At 71.5% G+C, this 24166-nt stretch carries 22 protein-coding genes, 2 tRNA genes and 1 pseudogene; 11 read left to right on the top strand and 14 right to left on the bottom strand.

Going from position 1 to position 24166, the window contains the following annotated elements:
• Positions 1-124: 124 nt before the first annotated feature.
• Together I5071_RS07275 and I5071_RS07280 are read left to right on the top strand one after the other, a co-directional pair.
• Positions 125-1375 (top strand): hypothetical protein, encoded by a 1251-nt coding sequence (locus tag I5071_RS07275; protein WP_236604673.1) that lies wholly within the window; start codon positions 125-127, stop codon positions 1373-1375.
• 220 nt (positions 1376-1595) lie between these two features.
• Positions 1596-2267, top strand: a complete 672-nt coding sequence (locus tag I5071_RS07280) for a hypothetical protein (protein WP_236604674.1) — start codon at positions 1596-1598, stop codon at positions 2265-2267.
• Here the strand turns inward: I5071_RS07280 and I5071_RS07285 are convergent, their stop codons facing one another.
• Both I5071_RS07285 and I5071_RS07290 read right to left on the bottom strand, forming a co-directional pair.
• Entirely contained in the window at positions 2268-3320 is a 1053-nt protein-coding gene (locus tag I5071_RS07285; RefSeq protein WP_236604675.1) for a hypothetical protein, read from the bottom strand.
• A gap of 143 nt (positions 3321-3463) precedes the next feature.
• On the bottom strand, positions 3464-4585 hold the full coding sequence (locus tag I5071_RS07290; protein ID WP_236604676.1) for a hypothetical protein: 1122 nt from the start codon (positions 4583-4585) through the stop codon (positions 3464-3466).
• Between the two features lie 145 nt (positions 4586-4730).
• Between I5071_RS07290 and trxA the strand changes: the two genes are divergently transcribed.
• Both trxA and I5071_RS07300 read left to right on the top strand, forming a co-directional pair.
• On the top strand, positions 4731-5384 hold the full coding sequence (gene trxA / locus I5071_RS07295) for a thioredoxin (protein WP_236604677.1): 654 nt from the start codon (positions 4731-4733) through the stop codon (positions 5382-5384).
• Positions 5381-5878 (top strand): hypothetical protein, encoded by a 498-nt coding sequence (locus I5071_RS07300; protein ID WP_236604678.1) that lies wholly within the window; start codon positions 5381-5383, stop codon positions 5876-5878. Before trxA ends, I5071_RS07300 begins: the two co-directional genes overlap by 4 nt.
• Here the strand turns inward: I5071_RS07300 and I5071_RS07305 are convergent, their stop codons facing one another.
• Genes I5071_RS07305 through fliQ form a run of 3 tightly spaced genes read right to left on the bottom strand, consistent with a single transcriptional unit; the run spans position 5879 to position 8402 of the window.
• Complete coding sequence (locus tag I5071_RS07305) at positions 5879-7303, bottom strand: DUF4388 domain-containing protein (protein ID WP_236604679.1); 1425 nt, start codon at positions 7301-7303, stop codon at positions 5879-5881.
• A gap of 41 nt (positions 7304-7344) precedes the next feature.
• Positions 7345-8133 (bottom strand): EscT/YscT/HrcT family type III secretion system export apparatus protein, encoded by a 789-nt coding sequence (locus I5071_RS07310; protein WP_236604680.1) that lies wholly within the window; start codon positions 8131-8133, stop codon positions 7345-7347.
• Positions 8133-8402: a flagellar biosynthesis protein FliQ gene (gene fliQ, locus I5071_RS07315; protein ID WP_236604681.1), complete on the bottom strand. Its 270-nt coding sequence runs from the start codon at positions 8400-8402 to the stop codon at positions 8133-8135. Before fliQ ends, I5071_RS07310 begins: the two co-directional genes overlap by 1 nt.
• A 94-nt stretch (positions 8403-8496) precedes the next feature.
• Between fliQ and I5071_RS07320 the strand changes: the two genes are divergently transcribed.
• Positions 8497-10464, top strand: coding sequence for an aconitase family protein (locus tag I5071_RS07320; protein ID WP_236604682.1), 1968 nt, complete (start codon positions 8497-8499; stop codon positions 10462-10464).
• Positions 10464-10757, top strand: a complete 294-nt coding sequence (locus I5071_RS07325; protein WP_236604683.1) for a hypothetical protein — start codon at positions 10464-10466, stop codon at positions 10755-10757. The genes I5071_RS07320 and I5071_RS07325 overlap by 1 nt, the downstream gene beginning before the upstream one ends.
• Before the next feature lie 44 nt (positions 10758-10801).
• Here the strand turns inward: I5071_RS07325 and I5071_RS46955 are convergent, their stop codons facing one another.
• The 3 genes from I5071_RS46955 to I5071_RS07335 form a co-directional block, all read right to left on the bottom strand.
• Positions 10802-12667: an RCC1 domain-containing protein gene (locus I5071_RS46955; RefSeq protein ID WP_419249627.1), complete on the bottom strand. Its 1866-nt coding sequence runs from the start codon at positions 12665-12667 to the stop codon at positions 10802-10804.
• 177 nt (positions 12668-12844) lie between these two features.
• Complete coding sequence (locus tag I5071_RS07330) at positions 12845-13903, bottom strand: hypothetical protein (protein ID WP_236604684.1); 1059 nt, start codon at positions 13901-13903, stop codon at positions 12845-12847.
• Positions 13904-13949: 46 nt separating this feature from the next.
• Positions 13950-14717 (bottom strand): ABC transporter ATP-binding protein, encoded by a 768-nt coding sequence (locus I5071_RS07335; protein WP_236604685.1) that lies wholly within the window; start codon positions 14715-14717, stop codon positions 13950-13952.
• Positions 14718-14768: 51 nt separating this feature from the next.
• Here I5071_RS07335 and I5071_RS07340 point away from each other — a divergent pair, with 51 nt between their 5' ends.
• On the top strand, positions 14769-17114 hold the full coding sequence (locus I5071_RS07340; protein WP_236604686.1) for a sulfatase-like hydrolase/transferase: 2346 nt from the start codon (positions 14769-14771) through the stop codon (positions 17112-17114).
• 390 nt (positions 17115-17504) lie between these two features.
• On the opposite strand, the gene I5071_RS07345 is transcribed toward I5071_RS07340, so the two are convergent.
• A complete protein-coding gene (locus I5071_RS07345) occupies positions 17505-18197 on the bottom strand; it encodes an SOS response-associated peptidase (protein ID WP_236604687.1) in 693 nt (230 codons plus the stop codon).
• A 72-nt stretch (positions 18198-18269) separates the two neighbouring features.
• Here I5071_RS07345 and I5071_RS07350 point away from each other — a divergent pair, with 72 nt between their 5' ends.
• Entirely contained in the window at positions 18270-19202 is a 933-nt protein-coding gene (locus I5071_RS07350) for a VWA domain-containing protein (protein ID WP_236604688.1), read from the top strand.
• On the opposite strand, the gene I5071_RS07355 is transcribed toward I5071_RS07350, so the two are convergent.
• Entirely contained in the window at positions 19112-19582 is a 471-nt protein-coding gene (locus I5071_RS07355; protein ID WP_236604689.1) for a response regulator, read from the bottom strand. The genes I5071_RS07350 and I5071_RS07355 overlap by 91 nt on opposite strands.
• A gap of 135 nt (positions 19583-19717) precedes the next feature.
• On the opposite strand from I5071_RS07355, the gene I5071_RS07360 reads away from it, so the two are divergent.
• The 3 genes and pseudogenes from I5071_RS07360 to I5071_RS46960 all read left to right on the top strand — a co-directional run.
• Positions 19718-20113 carry a response regulator gene (locus I5071_RS07360; protein ID WP_236604690.1) on the top strand — a complete coding sequence of 132 codons (396 nt, stop codon included), beginning with the start codon at positions 19718-19720 and terminating at the stop codon, positions 20111-20113.
• Between the two features lie 627 nt (positions 20114-20740).
• Positions 20741-21628, top strand: coding sequence for a serine/threonine-protein kinase (locus tag I5071_RS07365; protein ID WP_236604691.1), 888 nt, complete (start codon positions 20741-20743; stop codon positions 21626-21628).
• A gap of 199 nt (positions 21629-21827) precedes the next feature.
• A pseudogene (locus tag I5071_RS46960) lies at positions 21828-22280 on the top strand (VIT1/CCC1 transporter family protein); the annotation flags it as partial.
• A gap of 197 nt (positions 22281-22477) precedes the next feature.
• Here I5071_RS46960 and I5071_RS07370 read toward each other — a convergent pair.
• The 4 genes from I5071_RS07370 to rph all read right to left on the bottom strand — a co-directional run bounded on the left by I5071_RS07370 (position 22478) and on the right by rph (position 24138).
• Positions 22478-22551: transfer RNA gene (locus I5071_RS07370), tRNA-Arg, on the bottom strand.
• Positions 22552-22634: 83 nt separating this feature from the next.
• A tRNA-Pro gene (locus I5071_RS07375) sits at positions 22635-22708 on the bottom strand.
• 66 nt (positions 22709-22774) lie between these two features.
• A complete protein-coding gene (gene rdgB / locus I5071_RS07380; protein WP_236604692.1) occupies positions 22775-23389 on the bottom strand; it encodes an RdgB/HAM1 family non-canonical purine NTP pyrophosphatase in 615 nt (204 codons plus the stop codon).
• Entirely contained in the window at positions 23386-24138 is a 753-nt protein-coding gene (rph, locus tag I5071_RS07385) for a ribonuclease PH (protein WP_236604693.1), read from the bottom strand. Before rph ends, rdgB begins: the two co-directional genes overlap by 4 nt.
• Between the last annotated feature and the right edge of the window lie 28 nt (positions 24139-24166).

Consider the following 24166-nt stretch of genomic DNA (forward strand, 5'->3'; position numbering starts at 1 on the left):
CCGGCTAAGTGGACAGAGCGCGCCGATCCGCAAGAGGGGAAGTGCGCGCCGCGCGAGCCCTGTTCACCCGGACAGGTACGCCGCGTAGCCCCCCGTCCAGCGACTGCTATCCTCGCGCGCCCTCATGCCCAAGAAGGCCACGCCCACGCCCTCGATGCCCGCTCCGCCCGCGCCCGCGGATCCGATGCGGCGCATCGCCGACGAGGTGCGCGCGCATGCGGCGCGTGATGCGCTCGGCGCGCTCGCGCTCGACGTGCTCTCGCGCCAGGCCGAGGGGCGGGTGCTCTTCGCGGGGCGCGAATTCGTGGAGAAGCGCGCGGCCGAGCACGGCGTGGAGCGCGATCAGGCGCAGACCGGTGCCGGGAACCTGCTCGGCGTGCTCGAGCGCGGGCCCGAGTCGGACGTCGAGCGCGCGACCGTGACGGCGTTCGCGGTGCACGGGCTCGGCGAGCGCCTGGCGCGCGCGTCGGCGGACGATGGGAGCGCGCTGGTCGCGCGCTTCGTGCGGCACGCGGACTGGCTCGAGCTCGCGACGTCGTACTCGGTGCTGCCCTTCGTCGACGCGGTGCTCCCGAGCGAGCGCGCGGCGCGGGTGTGGGCCGAGGTCGCGCAGGCCGTCGTCGACGATGCGAGCGGGCCCTCGGGATCGAGCGCGTCGATGCGCGCGCGCAACGCGGCGCGGCTCACGGCGCTCGCGGCGTCGACCGCGGACGCGGCGCGCGAGGGACTGGCCGCGGTCGCGTCGACGTCGGGGATCGACGGAGCGACGCGCGCGCTCGCGACGACGCTGCACGGCGGGCCGGTGGCGAGCGGTGATGCGCGCATCCGCGGGCGCGTGGTGCAGCCGCGGCGCTCGGGCGCCCTCGCGGTGCTGCGCTGGGTGAGCGGATGGGCGCTCGCGTCGTGGGCGGTGCGCGGCGTCGGATCGCTGCTCGGGTTCCGCCGCGAGGCGGAGCTCGCGCTCGGCGCGCGCGGGATCGAGCTGCGGGAAGAGCGCTTCGTGCTCGGTCGCAAGGTGGGCGAGACGCGCAGCACGGTCGCGCCGCAGTCGATCCTCGAGGCGGGCCGCGAGGTGCGATATCCCTCGCTGCACCTGCTGGTGGGCGCGATCGCGCTCTCGTTCGGCCTGCTCTTCGGCGGGCTCGTGCTCTTCGACGGGGCGCGCAGCGGTGAGCTCACGCTGATGCTCGCGGGCGCGGCGCTCGCGCTGGCGGGCGCGGGGCTCGATCTCGCGCTCGAGGTGCTGGTGCCGGGGCGGCGCGGGCGTGTGACGGTCGACGTCGCGGTGCATCGAGGGCGCGTGTTGCGCCTGGGTCGCGTGCCGCTGGAGGAAGCGGATCGCTTCCTCGGCGCGCTGCGCGATCGCCGCGCCTGAACGCTCGCGCAGGCAGGTGCGTGAAGCGTTTGCCTCGCTTCACGTCGACGCGCGTTCACGATCGCCGCGACAGTTCTTTTCCGCGCAGGACGGCATGCGGCATGCTGATGGGACGCTGCGCGCGGGCACGGGAACCCGCGTGCTCTGCGCTGCGCGTGCGTGGGTGTGCTCCGTGGGAGCCGCTCGAACGCGCGGCGCGTGGCCCTGTCCCGGAGGACTCATGCAACGTCAGCTCACCTTCGCGTTCGTGCTCGCCGCCGCAGCGCTCTGTTCTCTCGCTTCTCGCGCCGAGGCGCAGACGACGGCCGATCAGTGCCCGCCCGGCCAGCCCTGCGTCGTCGTCGTCCCGCAGCCGCCACCCGTGCAGGGGCAGGTGATCGTGCAGCAGCCCGAGCCGTCGAGCGCGTACGTGACGGTGCAGCCGGCGCCACAGCCGGGTGTCACTGCGTACGGCGCGCCGCAGCCGCAGCCGCGCGAGGTGCGACAGTCGCGCCTTCGGTGGGGGATGATCGTGCCGGGCATCATCCTCACGGTCGTCGGCTGGGTCTCGAACTGGATCACCGCGATCCCCGGCGCGATCGAGATGGATCTCGATGACGTGAACCCCGACGCCGGCCGCTACTTCGGCTGGCAGTGGGTGCCGTGGATCGGGCCCTTCGTCGGCGCCGGGTACTGGGCGGGCACGTCGTACGACGGCTACTTCGGCGTGCACCTGCTGTGGGGCGTGATGCAGGCGTCGGGTCTGCTGCTCTGCATCCTCGGCACGGTGCTCACGGAGGACGAGGTCACGTACGAGTACGCGCTGGGCGATGCGCCCGACGCGCCGCGCCTCGCGGTGACGCCCTTCGCGAGCGAGAGCAGCGGCGGCCTCTCGGCGCGCCTCACGTTCTGATCAGGGCGCTTCCTCGCCGGCGCGCAGCGACTCGTCGGGGCGAGGAGCGCGGATCACGCGCTCCTCGCGCGCGCGCTCGGCGGCGATGCGGCGCCGGTCGAGCAGGTCGCGCACGAGCTGCACGATCGACGCGAGCTGGCCCTCGTCGAGATCGAGGGTCGCGAGCGCGGTGCCCTCGTGCGACTCGAGCTGGACGCGACGCAGCGCCGCGCCGAGCGGGCTGAGGCCGAGGAGCGGATCGCTCCGCAGCGCGTCGATGGCCGCGCGTGCCTCGTCGATCAGCGCGCCGGCGTCGGCGGGCGAGGCGCCCTCGGCCGCGATGGTGAGGCCGAGCCCGCGCTCGATCCGCGCGCCGATCGCGATGGTGCGCACCGACTCGAGCGCGTCGAGATCGACGTCGGCCCCGAGGCGCCCCAGCCACTCGCGCCAGTTCGGCGGGACGTGCGCGACCGCGATCAGCTCGCGCCGGCCCGCCACGCGGCTCCACAGCCGCGCGAGCGCGGGATCGGTGTCGGCGCCCGGCGCCTCGCCGCGATCGACGCGGATCAGCTCGCGCACGACGAGCTCGTCGCCGCCCACGATCCCATCGCCGCCGAGGAACGCGGCGCGGCTCGGGCCGTGCGCGCTCGCGATGGCAGGCACGCCCTCGATCGACACGCGCTGGATCGCGCCGCCGTCCGCTTCGACGACACGCTGCACGCACTCGACGAGGCGCTCGCGCGGGAGATCGCCGCGCGCGACGAACCCGAGGTGCTCGAAGGGGCGTTCCTCGGTGCCGAGCACGAACGCGGCGACGCTCTGGATGCGCGAGAGCGGATCGAAGCCGCACGCGTCGACGATGCGCTCGAGGCCCGCGTCGCCGTCCGCGAGCGCGCGCCAGATGGGTGATGCGCGCAGCGCGGGGACGTCGACGTGCAAGACGGCGGTCGCGCCCTGCGGCGCGGCGGCGAGCGCAGTGGCGGGACGACCACGTCCCGCGAGCCGCGAGAGCCCGAGCGCGAGCCCGATGCAGGCGAGCGCGATCCCCACGATGACGACGACATGACGGCGCACGGCGGCGGAGGATAGCAGCGCGTGGATCGATGCAGGATCCGGAGCGTGTCGTCATCACGAGATGACGACGCGTCGGAGGATCGCGCATCGATCCACGCGCTGCAGGAGGCGCCGAGGATAGCAGCGCGTGGATCGATGCGCGGTCACTCGAAGCGCCACACGCGCACGCGGATCTCTCCTTCCTGGCGCAGCGTGCGATCGGCGAGCCCCCGGTGCGTCATGTGCCGGAGCACGTCGTCGCCGTCGAGCGATCCGTCGCCGTCGTCGCGGACCAGCGCGCCGATGTGATCCCACGCGCGCGGCAGCTCGCCCGCGTGCACGTAGCCGATCGCGAGGAGATCGCCGCGCGCGACGTGCTCGCCCCACGCGAGGCGCACCGGCGTGCCCGCGTCGTCGACGAGCACGCCCTCGGCGCGGAGGAGCAGCGACGCGCTGATCGGCCGAGCGACGCGCGAGAGGCCCGCGACCGAGACGTACGGGATCGTGCGGCCCATCGCGCGACGCGCGCCCACCAGCACGTCCGCGCAGTCCGCGCCGACGTAGCGCTCGGTCTGGTGATCACGCCCCGGCCCGCTCGAGCCGAACACGTTGGGCACGTGGAAGTACGTCGAGAGCCAGCCCACGTAGTCGTCGGCCTCGCGCATCGAGATGCGCATCACCGCGCGAGAGAGCCCGAAGCGATCGACGTCGCGCGCGTCGGGTGTCCGCAGCGCGATATCGCCCTCGAGCACGATCTCGGCGGCGAGCCACATCGAGCCTGCGCCTCCGTGCACGTCGCGCGGGCGATCGCTCGGGTGCACCGCGGTGACGACGACGCGCCCGGGCTCGATGCGCACGCCGGGCTCGCCGGTGATCGCGTGCTGCTCGTACTCCAGCACGTCGTACCCGAGCCACTCGCCGTGCCGAGGGCCGGTGAGCACGGCGTTGCTGAACGCGGCGATCCCCGGGTTCGGCGGCACCCGCTCGACGTGCTCGAGGCGCGGCTCGATCCGCACGAAGCGGATCTGCCGCGCCCCGGGGAGCGAGCCCTGCGCTCGGCGCACACGGCCGTCCCAGCGCACGCGCGGCACGTCGGCGCGGAGCGTTCCGTCGCGATCGAGCAGCGCGACGCGGACCTCGACCTCGTCCCCGACGCGCGCCTGGACCGGACCGGTGGTCCACTCCGGATCCTGCGGACCGCGTGCGATCAGCCGTAGATCCTGGGCCGCCACCGAGGTGGTCGAGCCCATCACGAGCAGGAGCGCGAGCAGCGGACGTCCGAACATGCGGCTCGGACGCGCCGAGCGCGACGAAAGTTCTGATGCCCTTGTCGCCGGCGTGGCGGATGGCTAAGGCTTGCGCGTCCCGGCCTTTCGCCCGAGGGCTTCATCTGCCCTCTTCGCCCGAGGCCCTCTTCGCCCGAGGATCTGGATGCCCGCGATCGCCGTCACCGAGGCCACCTTCGAGCGCGATGTCCTGCGCTCCGAGCTCCCCGTCCTGATCGACTTCCACGCCGACTGGTGCCAGCCGTGCAAGGTCCAGTCGCCGATCGTCGACGAGGTCGCGCGCGAGCTCGAAGGCAAGCTCAAGGTCGTCAAGATCGACGTCGACAAGAACCCGAGGATCGCGGCGAGCTTCCGCGTGCAGTCGATCCCCCAGCTCTTCGTGATCGATCAGGGCCAGGTCGCCGCGCACCACGATCGAGGGGTCGCGAACAAGCAGCAGATCCTGCAGATGGTGCGGCCCTTCCTGCCCACCCAGGGCAACGAGCTCAAGCCTGCCGATCTCGCGATGCTGATGCAGCAGCGGCGCGTCGTGCCGGTCGATCTGCGCGAGCCCGCGGCGTACGCGCGCTACCGCATCCCGGGCGCGGTGAACATCCCCGCCGCGGATCTCCCGAAGCGCGCCGCCGAGCTGCAGCCGCGCGACGGACGGCTGCGCGTGCTCTACGCGCGGAGCGGTGACGAGGCGCGCGATCTCGCGGACTCGCTCGGCAAGCAGGGCCTCCAGGTGGGCTGGCTCTCGGGCGGCTTCCTGCACTGGGAGGCCGACGGGCTGCCGGTCGAGCGAGGCAAGCCCGCGTGAGCGAGGGCCGCGTCCGGCTCCGCCTGCAGGGTGAGCCCGAGGCGCTGACCCTCCCGATGCGGGAAGGCGAGGCGAGGGTGCGCGTGCGCGCGCCCTCGATCGCGATCGTGGCGGCGACGCGCGCGTCGGACGCGGACGCGTTCGCGACGATGCTCGCCGAGGCGGCGCGCACCAGCGGTCGTGCCGTGATCGAGCACCGCGCCGCGCTGCGGGCGAAGTCGGGCGCGGAGACGATCGACGGCGTGCTGCGCGCATCGTCCGATGCGCTGCCCGCCGCGATCGACACGCTGCTCGCTGCCGAGGAGGACGCGCTGCGCATCGTGATCGGCGCGCCCTTCGTCGCGCTCGCGCGGGCGGACCTCTCGGTGCTGATCACGTCGGGCAGCACGCCGGTGCAGTGGGATCCCCAGCTCCGCGCGCTGCGCGATCGCTTCGAGCTCGTGATCCCCGAGCCGCGCCCCGGGCTCGCGCGCGCGCTGGTCGCGCGGCTGTGATCACGCCGCGCGCACGAGGCGCGCGGTGAGCAGCTGGAACACGATCTTCCCGAGCTCGAAGCTGCCCATGCCGAGCTCGCTCGCGAGCGCGCGCACGCTCTTGTCGCCGTCGATCGCGTCGAGCACCGAGCGCTCCTCGGGCGCGAGGCGATCGAGATCGATCGCGGCGATCGCGTCGCGATCGGGGCGCAGCACGTCGTCCCACGAGCGGATCTGCTCCTCGATGAGCCGCCACTCGTCGACGCGCCGCAGCCCCTCCATGAGGATCGCGCCGATCGGCAGGCCGAGCCGCGCCTCGAGCGCCTCGGGGCGCGTCGCGAAGCGCACGAAGCGGTAGCTGCCCTTCTTCCAGCGCAGCGCCTCGTACACGAGCTCGCTGGTCTGGCGCACCAGCGCGCGCTGCAGCTCTTCGTGCGAGAGGTAGCCGAGCTTCACGAGGCGTGTGCCGAGCAGCGTGCGCGGCCCGGCCGCGCGCGCATCGAGCAGGCGATCGAGATCGTCGCGATCGAGGAGCTCTTCCTCGAGCAGATAGCGACCGAGCAGGAACTCCTGATCCTGCGCGCGACCCAGCGCGAGATCGATCGCGCCGTGGCTCATGCACACCGAGACGGTGCGCTCCTCTCCGCCCGCACGACGCACCTCGAGCACGCCGGTCTGCCGCAGGTGCTGGAGCATCTGCAGCACCTCGCCGAGCGGCACGTGCTCGATGCGTCCCTCGAGCCCGACCTCGCCGCGCAGCGCGGGCACCATCTCCGCGATCTCGCCCGCGAAGCCCAGCAGCGCCTCGGGCGCGCACGTGGCCTCGATGCGCGCGGCGAGCGCGCCCTGCGTCAGCGGCTCGGTCATCGGCGACGCCGCGATCGCCTCGACCGCGAGCGCGGCGACGTGCGCTGCGACGCGGCGCGACTGGCCTTCGATCTCGCGCCGGCGATCCTCCGCTTCGCGCGTGCCCTCGGCCCCGTCCTCGCCGTCCTCGATCGCCCTCGCTTCACGCGACAACGTGGAGCGCTCGCCGGAGTCGTCGGCCAGCGGCGGTGGGGGCGAGCTCTGCGCCGCGGCGCGCGCCATCGCGTGGGTGGTCACCGCGAGCAGCGCCTCGGGCGAGAACGGCTTGGTGATCGCGTCGAGCGCGCCCGTCTGCGCCAGGAACCCGTCGCCGATCCGATCGGCCTTCGCGCTCATCAGCACCACCGGGACGCGCGCGAGGTTGTCGATGCCGCGCAGCGCCTGGCAGAGCTGGAATCCGTTCATGTGCGGCATCACGAAGTCGACGAGCACCAGGTCGGGCACCGTCGCGCTCGCGCGCTCGAGCCCTTCGCGTCCGTCCGCCGCGAGCACGACCTCGAAGCCCGCCTGCACGAGGGTCCGCTCGACCACTCGGCGCACGGTGCTGCTGTCGTCGACGACGAGGACGCGGCGTGACATCGAGGTGGCGAGCATACCCAAGATGCCCGCGCGACGATCCCTCACGGAGCGAGATCGCGCACCAGGATCTCGGCGCCGTCGATGGCACGGCGCATCGGCTCGGGCAGGTGCGGGACGAGCACCGCGAGCCCGAAGAGCACCGCCGCGAGCCCTGCTGCGGCGCGCAGCGGCATCGACACGATCGGCGCGGAGACCGCCGGCGCGAGCCGGCTCGCGACGCCGAGCAACACCTCGAGCGCGATCAGCGCGATCGCGGCCGGTGCGGCGAACGCGACTGCGAGCGTGAGCGCGTGCGTCACGATGCGCGCGGCGCCGAGCGCGACCTCGGCGAGCTCGACCGACGGAATCGTCGCGCCGGGAGGCACCGCGACCAGTCCCTCGCCGAGCGCCGCGATCACGAGCCGATGGCCGCCGAGCCCGAGGAAGATCACGGTGCCGAGCAAGAGATGGAGCTGCCCGAGCGGGCTCGTCGTCTCGCCCTGCGCGGTCGTGATCTCCGCGCTCGACGCGGGCGCGCGCATCGCGTCGATCACCCGGCCCGCGTGATCGAGCGCGATCAGCGGGATCGCGGTCGCGATCGCGAAGACGAGCCCGATCGCACCTTCGCGCAGCGCGAGCGCCGCGAGCGCGAACGTGTCCTCGGGCAGCGCCGGCGCGACCGAGAGCCCGAGCGGCGTGAGCGCGATCGTGAGCACGAGCAGCAGCGCGGCCCGCAGCGCCGGCGGCGTGTCGCGCAGCGCGAGCCAGGGGACCACGACGGTGAGCGGTGCGACGCGCGACGCCACCAGGATCGCGACGCCGATCACCCGCGCATCGAGGAGCTCGGGCATCAGTCCACGAGGCGCGGGATCGCGAGCCAGAGCTCCGACGTGAAGCGCACCAGCTCCCCGCTCATCCACGCGCCCACGAGCGCGAGCGTCAGCGCGACCGCGACGAGCTTCGGCACGAACGAGAGCGTCGGCTCCTGGACCTGCGTCACCGCCTGCAAGAGCGCGATCGCGAGCCCGACCACGACGCTCACCGCCAGCACCGGCCCGGACACCAGCAGCACGAGGTAGAGCGTCTCCGCGGTCAGGCGCGCGAGATCGGCGGCGGTCACGCGCCGAGGCTATCACGCGTGGAAACCACGCAGTGCGTCCGCGCACGCGCTCGCTTGTGGCGAAGGCCGCGAACGCTCTACGAATTCTGTCTCGATGGCACGCCCCGACCGCTTTCGCTCCAACGGCCGCGTCCTCTTCCTCACCGAGGACTCCGAGCTCCTCCGACGACAACTCGCCGGCGAGACGGTGCCGCTCGAGACGCTGCTCTCGGCGAAGCTGATCGACAACATCTCGACCGACGAGATCACGCCCGGCTGGGTGTGCTTCCACTACGACGAGACGCTCGGCGAGTACTCGCTCGTCGGTCTGCGTGGCGGGCTCTTCGATCGCAGCACGCTCAAGAGCGGCCGGTTCGACGTCATCGTCAGCGGCGAGAGCAAGGGCTGCGGCAGCTCGCGCGAGCAGGCGCCCTACAGCGAGCTCGCGGCCGGCGTGAAGCTCGTGATCGCGCGCAGCATCGAGAAGATCTACGGGCAGAACTGCCAGAACATCGGGCTGCTCACCTCGACGGACTTCTCGCTGATCCCGCGGCTCGTGCGCGGCGAGGAGATCGCGATCGACGAGTTCACGAGCGGGCTCGATCCCATCAGCGCCGACATCGTCCGAGCGGGCGGGCTCTTCGAGTACAACAAGCTGCGCATGGCGGGCGAGCGCACGCCGCCCGCGATCACGACCGCGACGCGCCCGATGACGATGGTCGAGAAGATCATCGCCGCGCACGCGGTGGTCGACGCGAAGACCGGCACGCTCGGCGTGCCCGCGGTGAAGCCCGGTGACGCGCTCTTCGTGCGCACCGACGTGCGCTTCTCGCACGAGTACGTGACGCCGATGGCCGACGCGCTCTTCGTCGCCGCGCTCGGCAAGGACGCGAAGGTCGCGGAGCGCGAGAGCGTCTTCACCTTCCGCGATCACCTCACGTTCCTCGGCGACGTGATGGACGAGAAGAAGAAGTCGATGGGCTTGCTCGATCGCGCGAGCGGCCTCGCCGACACCCAGGAGCGCTTCGCGAAGAAGCACGCGCTCAAGCTCTACGGCGAGGTCCCCGCCGGCGGCTCGGAAGCGATCTGCCACAACGCGGTGATCGAGGACATCGCGCTGCCCGGCCAGATCGTGACCGGCACCGACTCGCACACCTGCATGGCGGGCGCGCTCGGCTGCTTCGCGTTCGGCGTGGGCAGCACCGACATGGCGAACGCCTGGTACACGCGCGACGTGCGCGTGAAGGTGCCCGAGACCGTGCGCTTCGTGCTGCGCGGGACGCTGCGCCCCGGTGTGAGCGCGAAGGACGTGATGCTGCACATCCTCGCGCAGCCCTTCTTCCGCACGTCGCGCGGCATCGGGAAGGTCCTCGAGTTCGCGGGCGAGGGCCTGCAGGCGTTGCCGATGGACGAGCAGGCGACGCTCACGAACATGGCGGTCGAGGCGGGCGGCTTCACCGGCATCCTCGAGCCGGGCGAGGTCGTGGTCGACTATCTCGCGTCGATGCGCGGGCTCTCCAAGGACGCGATCCGCGCGCGCATCGTCACGAGCGATCCCGGCGCGGAGTACCTCGACACGTTCGACATCGATCTCGCCGACGTGCCGGTGATGGTCGCGACGCCGGGCGATCCCCGCAACGGCGTGCCGATGCAGCAGCTCGAGGGCGACGTCGCGATCGACATCGCGTACGGCGGCTCGTGCACCGGCGGCAAGAAGGTCGACATGGACATGTACGCGCTCGTGCTACGCAAGGCGCTCGAGCGCGGCCAGAAGATCGCGAGCGGCGTGCACTGCTACATCCAGTTCGGCTCGCAGCACATCCGCCGCTACGCCGAGCAGCAGGGCTACGTCGACGTGTTCCGCGAGGTGGGCGTCGAGCTGATCAACCCGTCGTGCGGCGCGTGCATCAACGCGGGCCCGGGCGCGTCGGCGGCCAAGGAGCAGGTCACCGTCAGCGCGATCAACCGCAATTTCCCGGGGCGAAGTGGCCCGGGGAAGGTCTATCTCGCGAGCCCCCTGACGGTCGCGGCGAGCGCGGTCGCGGGTCGAATCGTCGATCCGATCGCGTTCCTCGAGGGCTGATGCGCGCGCTCGCGGCGCTGCTGGTGCTCGGCCTCGCGGCGTGCGGCAGCGAGGTCGATCCCTACTGCAGCGAGGTGGACGACCCGACCGGCCGAGGCGTCGCGCTGTGCCGTGCGGGAAGCGAGACGCCGGTGTGCGACGTACCGGGCGAGACGGCGCACTGGGAGCGCACGAGCAGCGGCGGCGCGGTGCGCCTCGTCGGAGGAACGCTCGCGTTCTGCGACGACGCGCGCGAGGTCGTGTGCACCGATCGCAGCGTCGCGCCGTACTGCCTGCCGGAGTTGAGGGACTGAGCTGCGACCTCGACGCGCGGGTGAGGTCGCAGCGCGGCTGATATCTACGGAACGGTCACGATGATCGGACGTTCTTGCACGAACGTCGTTCCATCTCCGAGCGAGCCACTGGTGTTCGAGCCCCAACAGCGGACGCCGCCGTTCGACTGGAGGGTGCAACTGTACGAGTTTCCCAGTCGGATACCGATTGCGTCTCCGAGTCCTACGACGTCGACTGCTGTCGTCGACGGATCTCGCGTTCCGGTCCCGAGTTGACCGAGATTGTTCGAGCCCCAGCACTGCACGCCGCCGGTCGTGCGCACGACGCAGCTGTGGGTGGTCCCGGCGTCGATTGCGGTCACGCCATCGAGCCCGGTGAGTCCGACCGGCGTGACGCGCGCACTCGTGTCGCCAACGCCCAATTGGCCGCTGCCATTCGCACCCCAGCAGCTCACGCGTCCGCCTTCCTGCACGGCGCACGTGTGCGCTCTCCCAGCGGCGATTCCGATCGCACTCGTCAGGTCGCGAGCGGCGACGGGGGCGTTTCTCTCGGTGGTCGTGCTGTCGCCGAGTTGCCCCTGAGAGTTCGCACCCCAGCACCACACGGTGCGATCGTTTCGCACGACGCACGTGTGGTTCTCGCCCGCAGAAATCGCTATCGCCGCGAGCGCCCCTCCGATGCCGTAGACCGTGACCGGTGCCGGACTGCTCGTGAACGTTCGGTTGCCCAGCTGCCCGAGTGCGTTGTGTCCCCAACAACGCACGAAGCCGTTCCGTTGGCGCACACACGTGTGAAGGAGTCCCGCCGTAATCTCGAGTGGCTCGGTGAAACCGATTACCTCCACAGGACTCGTCTGCTGGGCACCTGATGCGTTCGGCCCAGCCTGTCCGTACTCCGACCAGCCCCAGCAGCGCACCGTGTCATCGCGAAGAAGCGCGCACGTATGGTTCACGCCGACGGCGACGGCTACGGCGTTGTCGATTCCCGGTACGACGATCGGCCGAAGTCGCGTCGTCGTCGTGCCGTCGCCGAGCTGACCGAACGAGTTGTTGCCCCAGCACGCGATGGTGCCGTCTTCGCGCAGGACGCAAGTGTGACGGTCTCCGAGTCCGACGCTGAGAGCCTCGCTGCATCCACTCGGCGTGCACGACAGTGCGCAGAGCTCTCCGCAGCTCGAACAGTTCGCGAGTGTTCCGAGTGTCTCTTCGCAGCCGTTCGCGAAATCGTCGTCACAATCCGCAGATCCACCGACGCAGGCGGAGATGGTGCATCGACCTGCGGAGCAGCGGACAGCGCTTGCTCCCGCAGCCTCTCCGCAGCTCGAGTCCGCCGCAGCACCGTCGACGACCAAGTCGCAGTCATCGTCGAGCCCGTTGCACGTCTCCGCTGCCGGCCCGATGCTGCCCGTGCAAGCGCCCCACTCGGCGGTCGCCGTGCAGACCTGCGTGCCAGCGGAGCACTCGCCCGTATTCGAGCCATCTGGACACTCTCGGGTCGTTCCGATGGCGCACGGACACCCTTCGTTCGCGCCTCCGGTGCAGTTCTCGTCGAGCTCCGCGGCGTCACAGACCTCGGTCCCGTCCGGACGGCAGTCGGAACACGCATCGTTGCAGTCGCGGCTGTCGTCGACGTACCCACTCGGCGCGATGCACGCCTGCGTCGTCGACGCAGGATCTCCGAACCCGTCGCGATCCGCGTCGCGATGGAAAGTGTGCAGCGCGCACCCGTCGGGCGCCGTCGGGCTCGTTGCGCCGGAGTCGGGAAGTTCGCAGCGCCAGCCTCCGTCGGCCTCGTGCCACGTGCCACCGTTGCGGCAGATGCAGCGGTTGAGCTCGCGATCGTACTGCAGCGCGGGATCGCCGCACCTCGGAGTCTCGCACGCCGCGGCGAGCGCGCAGCAGGCCCAAAAACACCACGTAGACACTCTCATGATCGGCGCCCCTCCAGTCGCCCGCGACCCCGCGCGACGCGAGACTGCATGTGCGCGTCTGGTCCAGCAACTGCGGCCCACATCGCGCCAGCATGCGAGTTGTTGCGTCCCGAAGGCGCGAACGGCGAGCTCGCGGATGCGAGCTCGCCGTCCTTGGTCATCGCGCTATCGCGCGGATCAGCCGAAGTAGATGCAGCAGCCGGTCAGGCAGTAGTAGCCGCCGGGGCACGCGGGATCCGTGGGCAGACCGCAGGGCTGGCGGTCGTCCTCGCAGCGCGGCGGAGGCGGCGGGCCCGCGTCGGTCGGCGGTCCCGCGTCGCGCGGGCCGGCGTCGATCGGGTTGCCCGCGTCGTCACGCGGAACGCCGGCGTCGGTCGGAGGCGGCGGGAAGCAGTCGTCCGGGATGTCGTCGATGTCGCGACCCAGGCAGAGCTCGCACCGGCCGCAGCCGTTGAAGCACTCCATGTTCGGCGTGCACGGACGACACGAGTCGTAGTTTCGCGCAATGGCTTCCGCGAGCGTGCAGATCGGCGCGCCGGGCTCGGGGGCGGATCCGATGAAGACCCAGTTGTCTCCCTCGCCACCGATGTCACAGCAGCCGTAGCAGTCGCAGCCGTTGGGCACGAGAGGACCACAGACGTCGAGGCACGTCGCGCTCGGCGTTCCGTCGCACGTGCGGCCGTCGGCAGGGCAGCTCGACCCGGGCGGCGGGCGCGTCCCGGGGCTCAGGGGATCGCACTGCAGGTTGTAGTCGCAGTCGTCGTTGCCGTTGCCCGAGTCGTTGTCGAAGTAGCAGTCGCGGTTGCAGGTCGCGCCGATGCCGGGAATCTCGAGGTTCAGCCGGTCTTCGCTGTTGTCGCAGGGGCCGAGACAGTCGGGATCTTCACTGTCGACCACGCCGTCGTCGTCGTCGTCGATGCAGTTGCCGCACAGGTACTGCATGCCGTCGCACGTCGCGGGAAGGCACGTCACGATCGCGCCGTCGGGGAGCAGGATGCCGCCGTCGACCTCGACGAAGCCGGCCTCGCCGAAGATCGCACCGTCGAGACCCGTGCCCCCGTCGCCGTCGACCGTGGCGTCCATCCCGCCACCGCCGTCCGTCCCATCTCCGCCGGCGTCCATGCCGCCACCGCCGGCGTCACCGTCGCCGTCACCCTCGTCATCGCACGAGCACCCTGGCGCGAACAACGACAGCCCCAGCAGCGCCGTGATCGCGACCAGTCCGATCTTCCGCATGCCGCCTCCATGACCGGTGGCCCCCGCCACCTTCACTTCGGCATGATCACTGAACCGCGCTGTCCCGTCGATTCCTGATCGCGTGCTCCGCGGCGCGGACGAAGGGTGCCAATCGCTCCTCGTGCTGCGCGCGCAGCACGTCCGGCGGTCCGGCGTCCGTGATGCGCCCTTCGTGCAGCAGCGCGAGGCGATCGCTGATCGTGAACGCGCTCGCCATGTTGTGCGTGACCATCACGGTCGTGATCTTCAGCGTGTCCCGCAGCGCGAGGATCAGCCGGTTCACGCGCGTGACGTTGATCGGATCGAGGCCCTCGGTCGGATCGTCGTAGAGCAGCACGTCGGGGCGCATCGCGATCGCGCGCGCCAGGCCGACCCGCTTGCGCATGCCTCCGCTGAGATCACCGGGCGCCATCTGCTCGATCCCCGGAAGGCTCACCTGTGCGAGCGACTCCGACACGCGCTTCGCGATGTCGGGCTCGGGCAGGAGGCGCTGCTCGCGCAGCCCGTACGCGACGTTGTCGAACACGGTGAGCGAGTCGAAGAGCGCCGACGCCTGGAACTGGATGCCGATGCGCCGTCGCACCTGGATCCAGTCGCGCTCGTGCAGGTGGGTGACGTCGCGCCCGTCGAACGTGATCGTCCCCGCGTCGGCGGGCACGAGGCCCATCATGATCTTCAGCAGCAGGCTCTTCCCGGTCGCCGAGCCGCCGATGATCGTCAGCAGCTCGCCCGCGTTCACGTCGAGGTCGATCCCGCGGAGCACCTCGTGCTCGCCGAACGCCTTGCGCACCCCGCGGATCTCGATGAGCGCCACGCGCGATCGGTAGCACGGCATCGCGGGGCCGCGTGTATTAGTCTCGCGCGCGTGCCGAACCGAACGCTGCGCGCACTGGTGATCGCGAGCTCGACCGCGATCGTGTCGTCGATCGTGGTCTCGTGTGGATCCTCGAGCGCAGGCTCGTCGTCGTCGGCCACGCCGAGCGCACCGACCGTCGCCGCCGAGACCGAGACCCCGACCGAGCCGAGCACGACGCCGGTCGCGACCGCGCCGAGCGCGGCGCCCGAGCGGGTGCGCGTTCGTTACGATCTCGCGGCGCACCTCGAGCGCGTGGAGCTGCGTCAGGGCGATGCGCAGGTCGTCGATTTCGGCGTGCCCGCGGGCTCGATGTACACGCTCGGCGGCTGGCGCACGCGCGTCGGTCGCGATCGCACCGAAGGCGACGTGACCGCGAGCGTGATCGAGAACGTGACCGGCTTCGTGCTCGTGCCCTCCGACGTGGCGGGCCCGCGCACGCTGCGCATCCGAGCGCGCGCGGTGCGCGACGGCCGCGTGACCGTGTACGTCGACGGCGAGACGATCGGATACGCGACGCTGCCGACCGACGGCACGTGGGGGATGATCGAGGTCGCGCTGCCCGCGGAGCGACTGCACGTCGGCGAGAACAGCGTGCAGCTCCGGGTGTCGCGCACCGGTTCGCTCCCCGGCGTCCCGAGCGCGGGCATCTTGCTCGACTGGATGCGCCTCGGGCCCGCCGACGATGCGCACGCGAGCGAAGGACCTCCGACGCAGCTCGCGCGAGGCGAGGGCGAGGCACGCGCGCTCGCGATCCCCGACGGATGGACCGCGGGCTGGACGATGGAGGTGCCCGAGGGCGCGCGGCTGCGCGGGATCGCGCGTGGCACCGGGCGCGTCGAGGTGATCGGGCACCGCGACGGCGAGGCGCCGCGCACGATGGGCACGCTCGAGGCGAGCGGGGAAGGGCGTCCCTTCGATCTCGATCTCGCCACGCTCGGCGCGAACATCGCGCGCCTCGATCTGCGCGCGACCGGCGACGTCACGCTCACGCGCCCTGCGGTCGTCACGCTCGACGCGCGCCCGCTCCGCGAGCGACCGCAGCTGCGCAACGTGCTCGTCTATCTCACGGACACGCTGCGCGCCGACAAACTGCGTCCCTATCGCGCGCAGACGCGCGTGCGCACGCCCGCGCTCGACTCCTGGGTGCAGAACGCGGCGCTGATGCTGCGCGGTCACTCGCAGGAGAACTGGACCAAGCCGAGCGTCGCGACGCTGCTCTCCGGGCTCTATCCGTGGGAGCACAACGCGACCACCGAGGACGCGGTCGTGCCGAGCAGCGTGCAGCTCCTCAGCGAGCGCCTGCGCGAGAGCGAGTACTTCAGCGGCGCGTTCGTCGCGAACGGGTTCTGCTCGGATCGTTTCGGCTTCGAGCAGGGATGGAACACGTTCCGCAACTACATCCGCGAGGGGCTGCGCTCGCAGTCGCAGTTCGTCGCGGCGGACGTGCTGCAGTGGCTCGATCGACGCCCGCAGGATCAGCCGTTCTTCCTCTACGTGCACACGATCGATCCGCACGTGCCGTACATGCCGCCCGCCGAGGCGCTCGCGATGTACGACCCGAACCCGTACTCGGGCATCGTCGACTTCGGTCGTGATCGCGAGCTGCTCGAGGGGATCAAGATCGGTCGCATCCGCCTCAACGCGCGCGACCGCGAGCGTCTCGAGGCGCTCTACGACGGCGAGATCACGTACCACGACACCCACTTCGGCTCGATCATCCAGGCGCTCGAGGCGCGGGGGATCGCCGACGAGACGATCGTCGTGTTCACCGCGGATCACGGCGAGGAGTTCTGGGATCACGACTCGGTCGGCCACGGGCACAGCGTGTTCGAGGAGCTGATCAACGTGCCGCTGATCCTGCGCATCCCCGGCGTGACCGACGGCGCGGTGACGATCGACGACGCGGTCGGGCTCGTCGACGTGCTGCCGACGATCTTCGACGCGCTCGGCATGCCGATCCCGAGCGACCTCTCGGGCGAGTCGTTCCTGCCGCAGCTGCTCGGCGCGAGCGCGGACGCGCCGCGCTTCACGGTGACGGGCTTCATGGACGGCTGGCGCGCGATCAACGTCGGTCGCCTCAAGCTGATCCACCGCACCGAGCGCCGGATCATGCTCTACGACCTCGTCGACGATCCCGACGAGACGCGCGACCTCGCGGCCGATCATCCGATCGCGGTGCGTTATGCGCGCGGGCTGCTCGGCCTCGGTCTCTCGGGCGCGACGCGTCCGCCCGAGCGCCGTCGCAGCGCGCCGGTGCGCCAGGAGCGCATCGAGATCGACGCGACGACCCGCGCCCAGCTCGAGGCGCTCGGCTACGCCGGCGCGTCGCGCCCCCAGGCCCCTCCGGAGGACTGACGAGAAACGCGGGAGGGACGCGCGTCCATCCCCGGTGACTCGCGCTTGCGCGGTGGGTCGACCCCTCACCGAGCGAGCCGGAGCTCGATCGGGCATGGGTGGACCCATCGAGGATCGAGCTGGAGCTCGACCGGGCATGGGTGGACCCATCGAGGATCGAGCCGGCGCTCGACCGGGCCATGGGTGGACCCATCGAGGATCGAGCTGGCGCTCGACCGGGCATGGGTGGACCCATCGAGGATCGAGCTGGCGCTCGACCGGGCATGGGTGGACCCATCGAGGATCGAGCTGGCGCTCGACCGGGCATGGGTGGACCCATCGAGGATCGAGCTGGCGCTCGACCGGGCATGGGTGGACCCATCGAGGATCGAGCTGGCGCTCGTCGGCCCGTCAGCGCAGCCGCTCGTCGTCGAGCGGCACGATGAGCGAGGGGTCGTCGTTGGCGACGCTTCCGACCTTCGTGCTCACCTTGAAGGCCTCGAGCGCGACCGGCTCCGCATGCTGGATCGCGCGGATCACCTCGCGCGCGTCCTGCTCGTCGGGCGAGAGCCAGCGATCGCGCATCGCGGGCGGGACGATCATCGGCATGCGATCGTGGATCGCCGCGACCGGCGCGGTCGGCTTGGTGGTGAGGATCGCGAAGCTCGGGATGCGCTTCGTCTCCTCACCGACCTCGCCCTGCCAGATGTCCCAGATGCCGGCGAACGTGATCAGTCCGCCGCCCACCGGATGGAAGTAGTAGGGTTGCTTCTTCGTGCCCTCGCGCCTCCATTCGTAGAACCCATCGGCGAGCACGAGGCAACGACGGCGCGATGCGCTCTCCGCGAACGCGCGCTGCGTCGCCACACCCTCGGCGCGCAGGTTGATCCAGCGCGCGCCCGCCGCCTTGGGGCTCTCGCTCTCCGCAGGGACGAGCCCGAACCGCGCGAGCCCGATGCGCCGCTCCTCGCGCTCGATCGCGATCGGCGCGTCCTCGGTCGGCGCCAGGTTGAAGCGCGGCTCGATCGCGTCGACGGTGAGCACCGCGCGCAGCTCTTCCTCGGCTTCCTGGGCCTGGATCGCGACCGTGTAGCGCCCGCACATGTGCGATCGATCATGCGCCCCGGGGCGGCCCTCGCCCAGCGCCCGCGGACGCGGCGTAGCATCGCGGGCACGATGTCGAACCGCAGCGCCCTCGTCATCACGCTCCTCGCGTCGATCCTCGCCGCGTGCACGACACGCGGGACACCCGGTCGCGAGGCGACGTTCGTCGAGTGCACGAACGGCATCGACGACGATCAGGACGGGCTGCTCGACTGCGCCGAGGCGACGTGCGGCGCGCACTGCGAGGACGGACCCGGCGGCGCGGACGCGGGCCTGCCGCGCGACGCGGGCCCGCGCGCCGATGCGCGCATCACGTGCAACGCGCTGCTCGACGTCGTGTTCGTGATCGACGTGAGCACCTCGATGCGCGAGGAGGCCGAGCGCCTGCGCACCGGCGTCGAGTCGATCTGGAACGCGGCGCACGCGCTGACGAGCAACACGCAGTTCGGCCTCGTGGTGTTCGTCGACGACGCGGTCGCGGTGAACGGGTGCGGCGCGTTCACGTCGATCGCGAGCCTGCAGAGCGAGCTCATGCGCTGGCGCGACTTCTGCGGGACGAACCGCTCGCCCTCGAGCGATCTGCAGAACACCGACTGCGCGGAGAACTCGCTCGACGCGCTCCACCTCGCCGCCACGACGTGCCCGTGGCGCGCCGGCGCGACGCGGGTGATCGTGCACGTCACCGACGACACGTTCGCGGAGCGACCGCAGGTGCTGAGCGAGAGCGTCGCGGTGGAGCACACGTACGCCGAGGTCGCGAGCGAGCTCGTCTCGCGCGAGCTGCGCGTCGGCGCGTTCGCGGTGCCGGGCGTGGGCGAGCCGTGCGGCGCGGGCTCGAGCCCCGACGTGGGCCGCGGGTTCCACGCGCCCTTCGGATCGATGCCGTCGCTGCCGATGCAGACGCGCGGTCGCGCCTACGACCTGCGCGCGGTGCGGAGCGGCACGCTCGACATGGCCGCGTCGATCACCGAGCTGCTCGCCGACGAGTACTGCACGCTGTTCTGACGGCTGCGCGAGATCTCGAGCAGCGCGGCGAGGATTTGATCCGCGCTGCAGGGCTTCTGCAGGATGCTCGCGAAGAGCGCGCGATCGGCGCTCGCGAGCGAGCTCAGATCGCCGGTGTGGAGCAGGAACGGCGGCGCGTCGTCGCCCGCGATCGAGCGCACGCGACGGCACAGCTCGACGCCGTCGATCCCGGGCATGAGCAGGTCCGTGATCACCGCGTCGACGCCCTCGTCGCACACGAACTGCAGCGCGGCCTCGGGCGACGTGAAGCTGCGGATCTCGAAGCCCAGCCCCCCGAGCAGCGCGAGCATCGCGCGCAACACGCGTGCGTCGTCGTCCACCAGCGCGAGCCGCGCCGGTCCCTCCCCAGTCCCGTTCATCCTCGAGGCCCCTCCCGTGCGGGCGCACCATCGACCCCGCCGCACTGCGTCACAAGGGTCGCGGCGTGACGGACCACGAAAGAATGCACGGCTGGGGCGTTGTGGAACGAAACGTGGCGTTTACGTCCATCCAGCGTGGAACGACGGGAGCTCGACGGTCTGACCGTCCTGGTGATCGACGATCACCTGGACAGCCTCGAGATCGCCGAGATCGTCCTGGAGCGCGCGGGCGCGCGGGTGCTCGCAGCGCCGAGCGCCGAGGCCGGGCTGCGCTTCCTCGATACACAGTCGATCGACGTGCTCGTCTGCGATCTGTCGATGCCACGCGTGGACGGGTTCGACGTCGTGCGCGCGGTGCGCGCGCGCAAGGACGACAAGCGCTCGTTGCCAGCGATCGCGGTGTCGGGCAGCGGCGCGCACGACGCGGGTCGGGCGATCACGGCGGGGTTCGACGCGCACGCGACGAAGCCGATCGCGCCCGAGGCGCTGGTGGCGCACGTTCGTCGGCTGGCGGATCGACCGGCTGCCTGACTGAGGATCTCCGCGCGGGGAGAGGCTTCGGTGGGGGGCGCGGGGAGGGGGTCCGTGCTCGGACAATCCTCGCGATCCGACCTGCTTCTGTCTCGGTGATCGATGGCCGGGGCTCTCGTCGGCGCGGGGCGCCTTCGGCGCTTCGCGCTGACTCGCATTCGGGGCGCTCGCGGAGGCTGGATGGCGCTGCGGAACTGCGCGCGGACCCCTCCCCGCGCCCCGGCTGGTAAGGCCTCGGCCACGCGCGAAGGTGGGCGCCGCTCGGTGTGTTGGAGGGGGGACGCGTTCTCGCGCGAGTCCGCTTCGCGTTCTCGCGCGAGCACGCGGACCGGCTCGCCCTTCGGGCATCGCGGCCGAATGGGGACGGGCTCGCCCTTCGGGCATCGCGGTCGATCGGGCGTGTGGATCGATGCGGCCAACGGGTGAAGGCGCGGCCTCCGTGACGGCCGATGGTCCGGCTGGCTCTTCGGCATCGCGGCCGAGCGACGAGGGGTGGACACTCCTGCTCTCCTTCGAAATTCCGCCTCTACGCCCCTCACCGCGCGTCCCTTGCGCGCTCTCCCTCCGCGTCGAAGGTTGGTGCCGTCGCCGTCCTTCTCGGGCGACGGATTGGAGCGAGTCTCGCGCGTGCTCTCGAAGGTGCCTCCCACGCCCGTCCTCGAGCGCCGCATCGGAGATCTCGTGAAGCGTCGCTATCGCCTGAGCGCGCTGATCGGCGCGGGCGGGCAGGGCGCCGTCTATCGCGCGACCGATCTCTTCGAGGGCGACGAGGTCGCCGTGAAGGTGCTGCACGAGGAGAGCGAGCGAGATCCCGTCGCGCGCGAGCGGCTCCTCCGCGAGGCCGAAGCGCTGATGGTCACGCGCGGGACCGCCGCGGTGCAGGTGCTCGACCAGGGCTTCACCACCGATGGGCGGCTCTGCCTGGTCACCGAGCTGCTCGAGGGCTGCGACCTCGAGGACTCGCTCCACCGCATCGAGGAGCAGGGGCGCTCGTTCCCGGCGAGCGATCTCGTCTGGCTCTTCGAGCCGCTGGTGACGACGCTCGAGCGCGCGCACGCCGCGCACATCGTGCATCGCGATCTGAAGCCGGCGAACGTGTTCCTCGACGAGCGGGACGGACACATCCGCGTGCGGCTGATGGACTTCGGGTTCGCGAAGTTCCAGCGCCTCAAGCGGCTCACGCTCGATGGCTTCGTCGCGGGCTCGCCGAGCTACATCGCGCCCGAGACGTGGCTCGAGCGCACGCCCGCGCCGAGCGTCGACGTCTACGCGCTCGGCGCGCTCATGTACCGCACGCTCGCGGGCGAGCCACCGTTCTCCGGCGAGGGGCTCATGGCCGTCGTGCGCGCCGCGACGAGCGCGCCGCGGCCGAGCCTGCACGCGCTGCGTCCCGATCTCCCGCGCGACGTCGACGCCTGGGTGCAGCAAGCGCTCGCCATCTCGCCCGAGGAGCGGTTCCAGACGCCGCGCGCCGCGTTCTTCGCGCTCTGCACGGCGCTCGGTCTCGAGCCCTGAGTGAGTGCGCCGAGAAGCCGAGCCCGGTGAGGTCGTCCCGGCTCGGAAAGGCGCCTATCTGGCCGGCGTGAGCGACGCGGCAGCCCCCCCGACGCTCGAGTCGACGACCGGACGCCCCGGCTGGATCGCTCGGGTGCGCGCGGCGGTGACCGACCGCGACGCGCTCAGGGCCTGGAGCGTGGTCGCCAACGACGGCATCGTGGCCACCGCCGGCATCCTCGAGGGGTTCGCCGGAGCGGGGGCCAGCGGCGCGACGCTGGTCACCGCAGCCACCTCGGCGACCATCGCGGGGATGCTCAGCGCCGGTGGCTCCGAGTGGGCCGAGGCGGCCGCGGAGCGCGAGGCGCATCTCAGCGCCGCCGAGGAAGAGGCGGCCGAGCTCGCCCGCCAGCCTGACGTCGAGCTCGCCGAGCTCGTCGCCTACTACCAGCGCAAGGGCCTCGGTCCCGAGCTCGCGCAGGAGGTCGCCGGCCAGCTGATGGCGCGCGACGCGCTCGACGCCCAACTGGAGAGCGAACACGGCATCCTCGAGGTCAAGTCCCGCGCCGACGTCTTGCGTGCAGGGGTCGGGTCGGCGGTCGCGTACGGACTCGGCGCGGCGATCCCGCTCGTCATCACGCTCACGGTGCCGGTCGCGATCGAGGCCTGGGCGATCCTCCTCGCCGCGCTCGTGTCGCTCACCCTGACGTCGGTCGTCGGCGCGCACCGGGCGCATGAACCTGCGGCGCACGCTCGCGCGGACGCTGGTCGTCGGCGTCTCGACGATGGGCGTCACCTACCTCGTCGGCAGGCTCGTCTTCTGACCGCCGCCGGGCAGAGCCGGGTGCGAAATCCCAGGAGGACTAGGAGCGCGCCCAGGAGGGCTCGAACCTCCGACCGTCGGCTTAGAAGGCCGCTGCTCTATCCAGCTGAGCTATGGGCGCTCTGGTCTCTCTCTACCGCGTGGTCTACCGGGTCGCGAGTTCTCGATTCCGGTTCGGCGCCGCGCGGCACCATTCCGGAGGACTCGGGGTGGAGGGATTCGAACCCCCGACGACGAGCACCCAAAGCTCGTGCACTACCAGGCTGTGCGACACCCCGGAATGGTCGCGGAGGATAGCCGCTCCCATGGATCTTGTCGCGTGCAACGAACGGCGATTCCAACGTTCATCGACGTGCTCCGAGGTAGGCCGCGAGGCGCTCGCGCATCGCCGCACACGCGCGTCCACGATGGCTGATCGCGTCCTTCGCCGCCGCCGAGATCTCGCCCATCGTGCCGTCCTCGCCCTCGGGCAGGAAGACCGGGTCGTAGCCGAAGCCACCCGTGCCTCTCGGCTCACGCGTGATGCGACCCTCGCAGCGACCTTCGATGAGCTCGACGCGCTCACCGAGCGCCCCGCGCGGATCGGCGAGGGCGAGCACACAGCGGAATCGCGCGGTGCGGCGCTCGTCGGGCACGTCCGCGAGGGCTGCGAGCAGCTTGCGCACGTTCGCCTCGGAGCCACCGCCGCCCGCGTAGCGCGCGGAGATCACGCCGGGCGCGCCATCGAGCGCGTCGACCTCGAGCCCGCTGTCGTCGGCGATCGTCATCAGGCCCGACGCCTCGGCCTGGGCCTTCGCCTTGAGGATCGCGTTCGCCTCGAACGTGTCGCCGGTCTCGTCGACGTCGGGGAGATCGAGCTCGTCGGCGGACACGAGCTCGAGGCCGAGATCGCCGAAGATGCGGCGGAGCTCCTCGAGCTTGCCGTGGTTCTTCGTCGCGATGAGGAGCTTCGTGGTCATCGCACGAGCTTGTCGAGCGAGGTCCCGGCGCGCGCGAGCGCTTCGCTCTGCGTCGCGAAGAGCGAGGGCATCGACGACATCGCGAGGTCGACCAGCGCGGTCCAGCGATCACGCGGAACCGGCTCGCCCTCGGCGGTGCCCTGCACCTCGACGATGCCGCCGTCGCCCAGCGCGACGACGTTGAGGTCTACGTCGGCCTTGCTGTCCTCGACGTACGCGAGATCGAGCAGCGAGGTCGATCCCACGATCCCCGCGCTGATCGCGGCGAGCGGGCCGCGCAGCACGCCCGCGCCGATCAGGCCCTTGGCGCGCAGGCGATCGAGCGCGAGCGCGAGCGCGACGAATCCACCGGTGATCGATGCGGTGCGGGTGCCGCCGTCGGCATCGAGCACGTCGCAGTCGACGGTGATGGTGCGCTCGCCGAGCTTCTCGAGGTTCACCGCAGCGCGCAGCGAGCGACCGATCAGGCGCTGGATCTCCTGGGTGCGCCCGTCGATGCGACCCTTGCGCCCATCGCGATCCTGGCGCTGCGGGTTCGCGCGCGGATGCATCGCGTACTCCGCGGTGACCCAGCCCTTGCCGCTGCCGCGCAGCCAGCCCGCGACACCCTCGTCGACCGACGCCGCGATCAGCACGCGCGTACCGCCGCACGCGTAGAGCACCGAGCCCTCGGGGTTGCGCTGCACGCCGGTCTCGATGGTCACGGGCCGGAGCGCGTCGGCGCTGCGTCCGTCGGTGCGGCTCGTCATCTTCGGGGGGCTCCGGGCGAAACGGCGG

The sequence above is a fragment of the Sandaracinus amylolyticus genome (assembly GCF_021631985.1).
Taxonomy (GTDB): Bacteria; Myxococcota_A; Polyangia; order Polyangiales; family Sandaracinaceae; genus Sandaracinus; species Sandaracinus amylolyticus_A.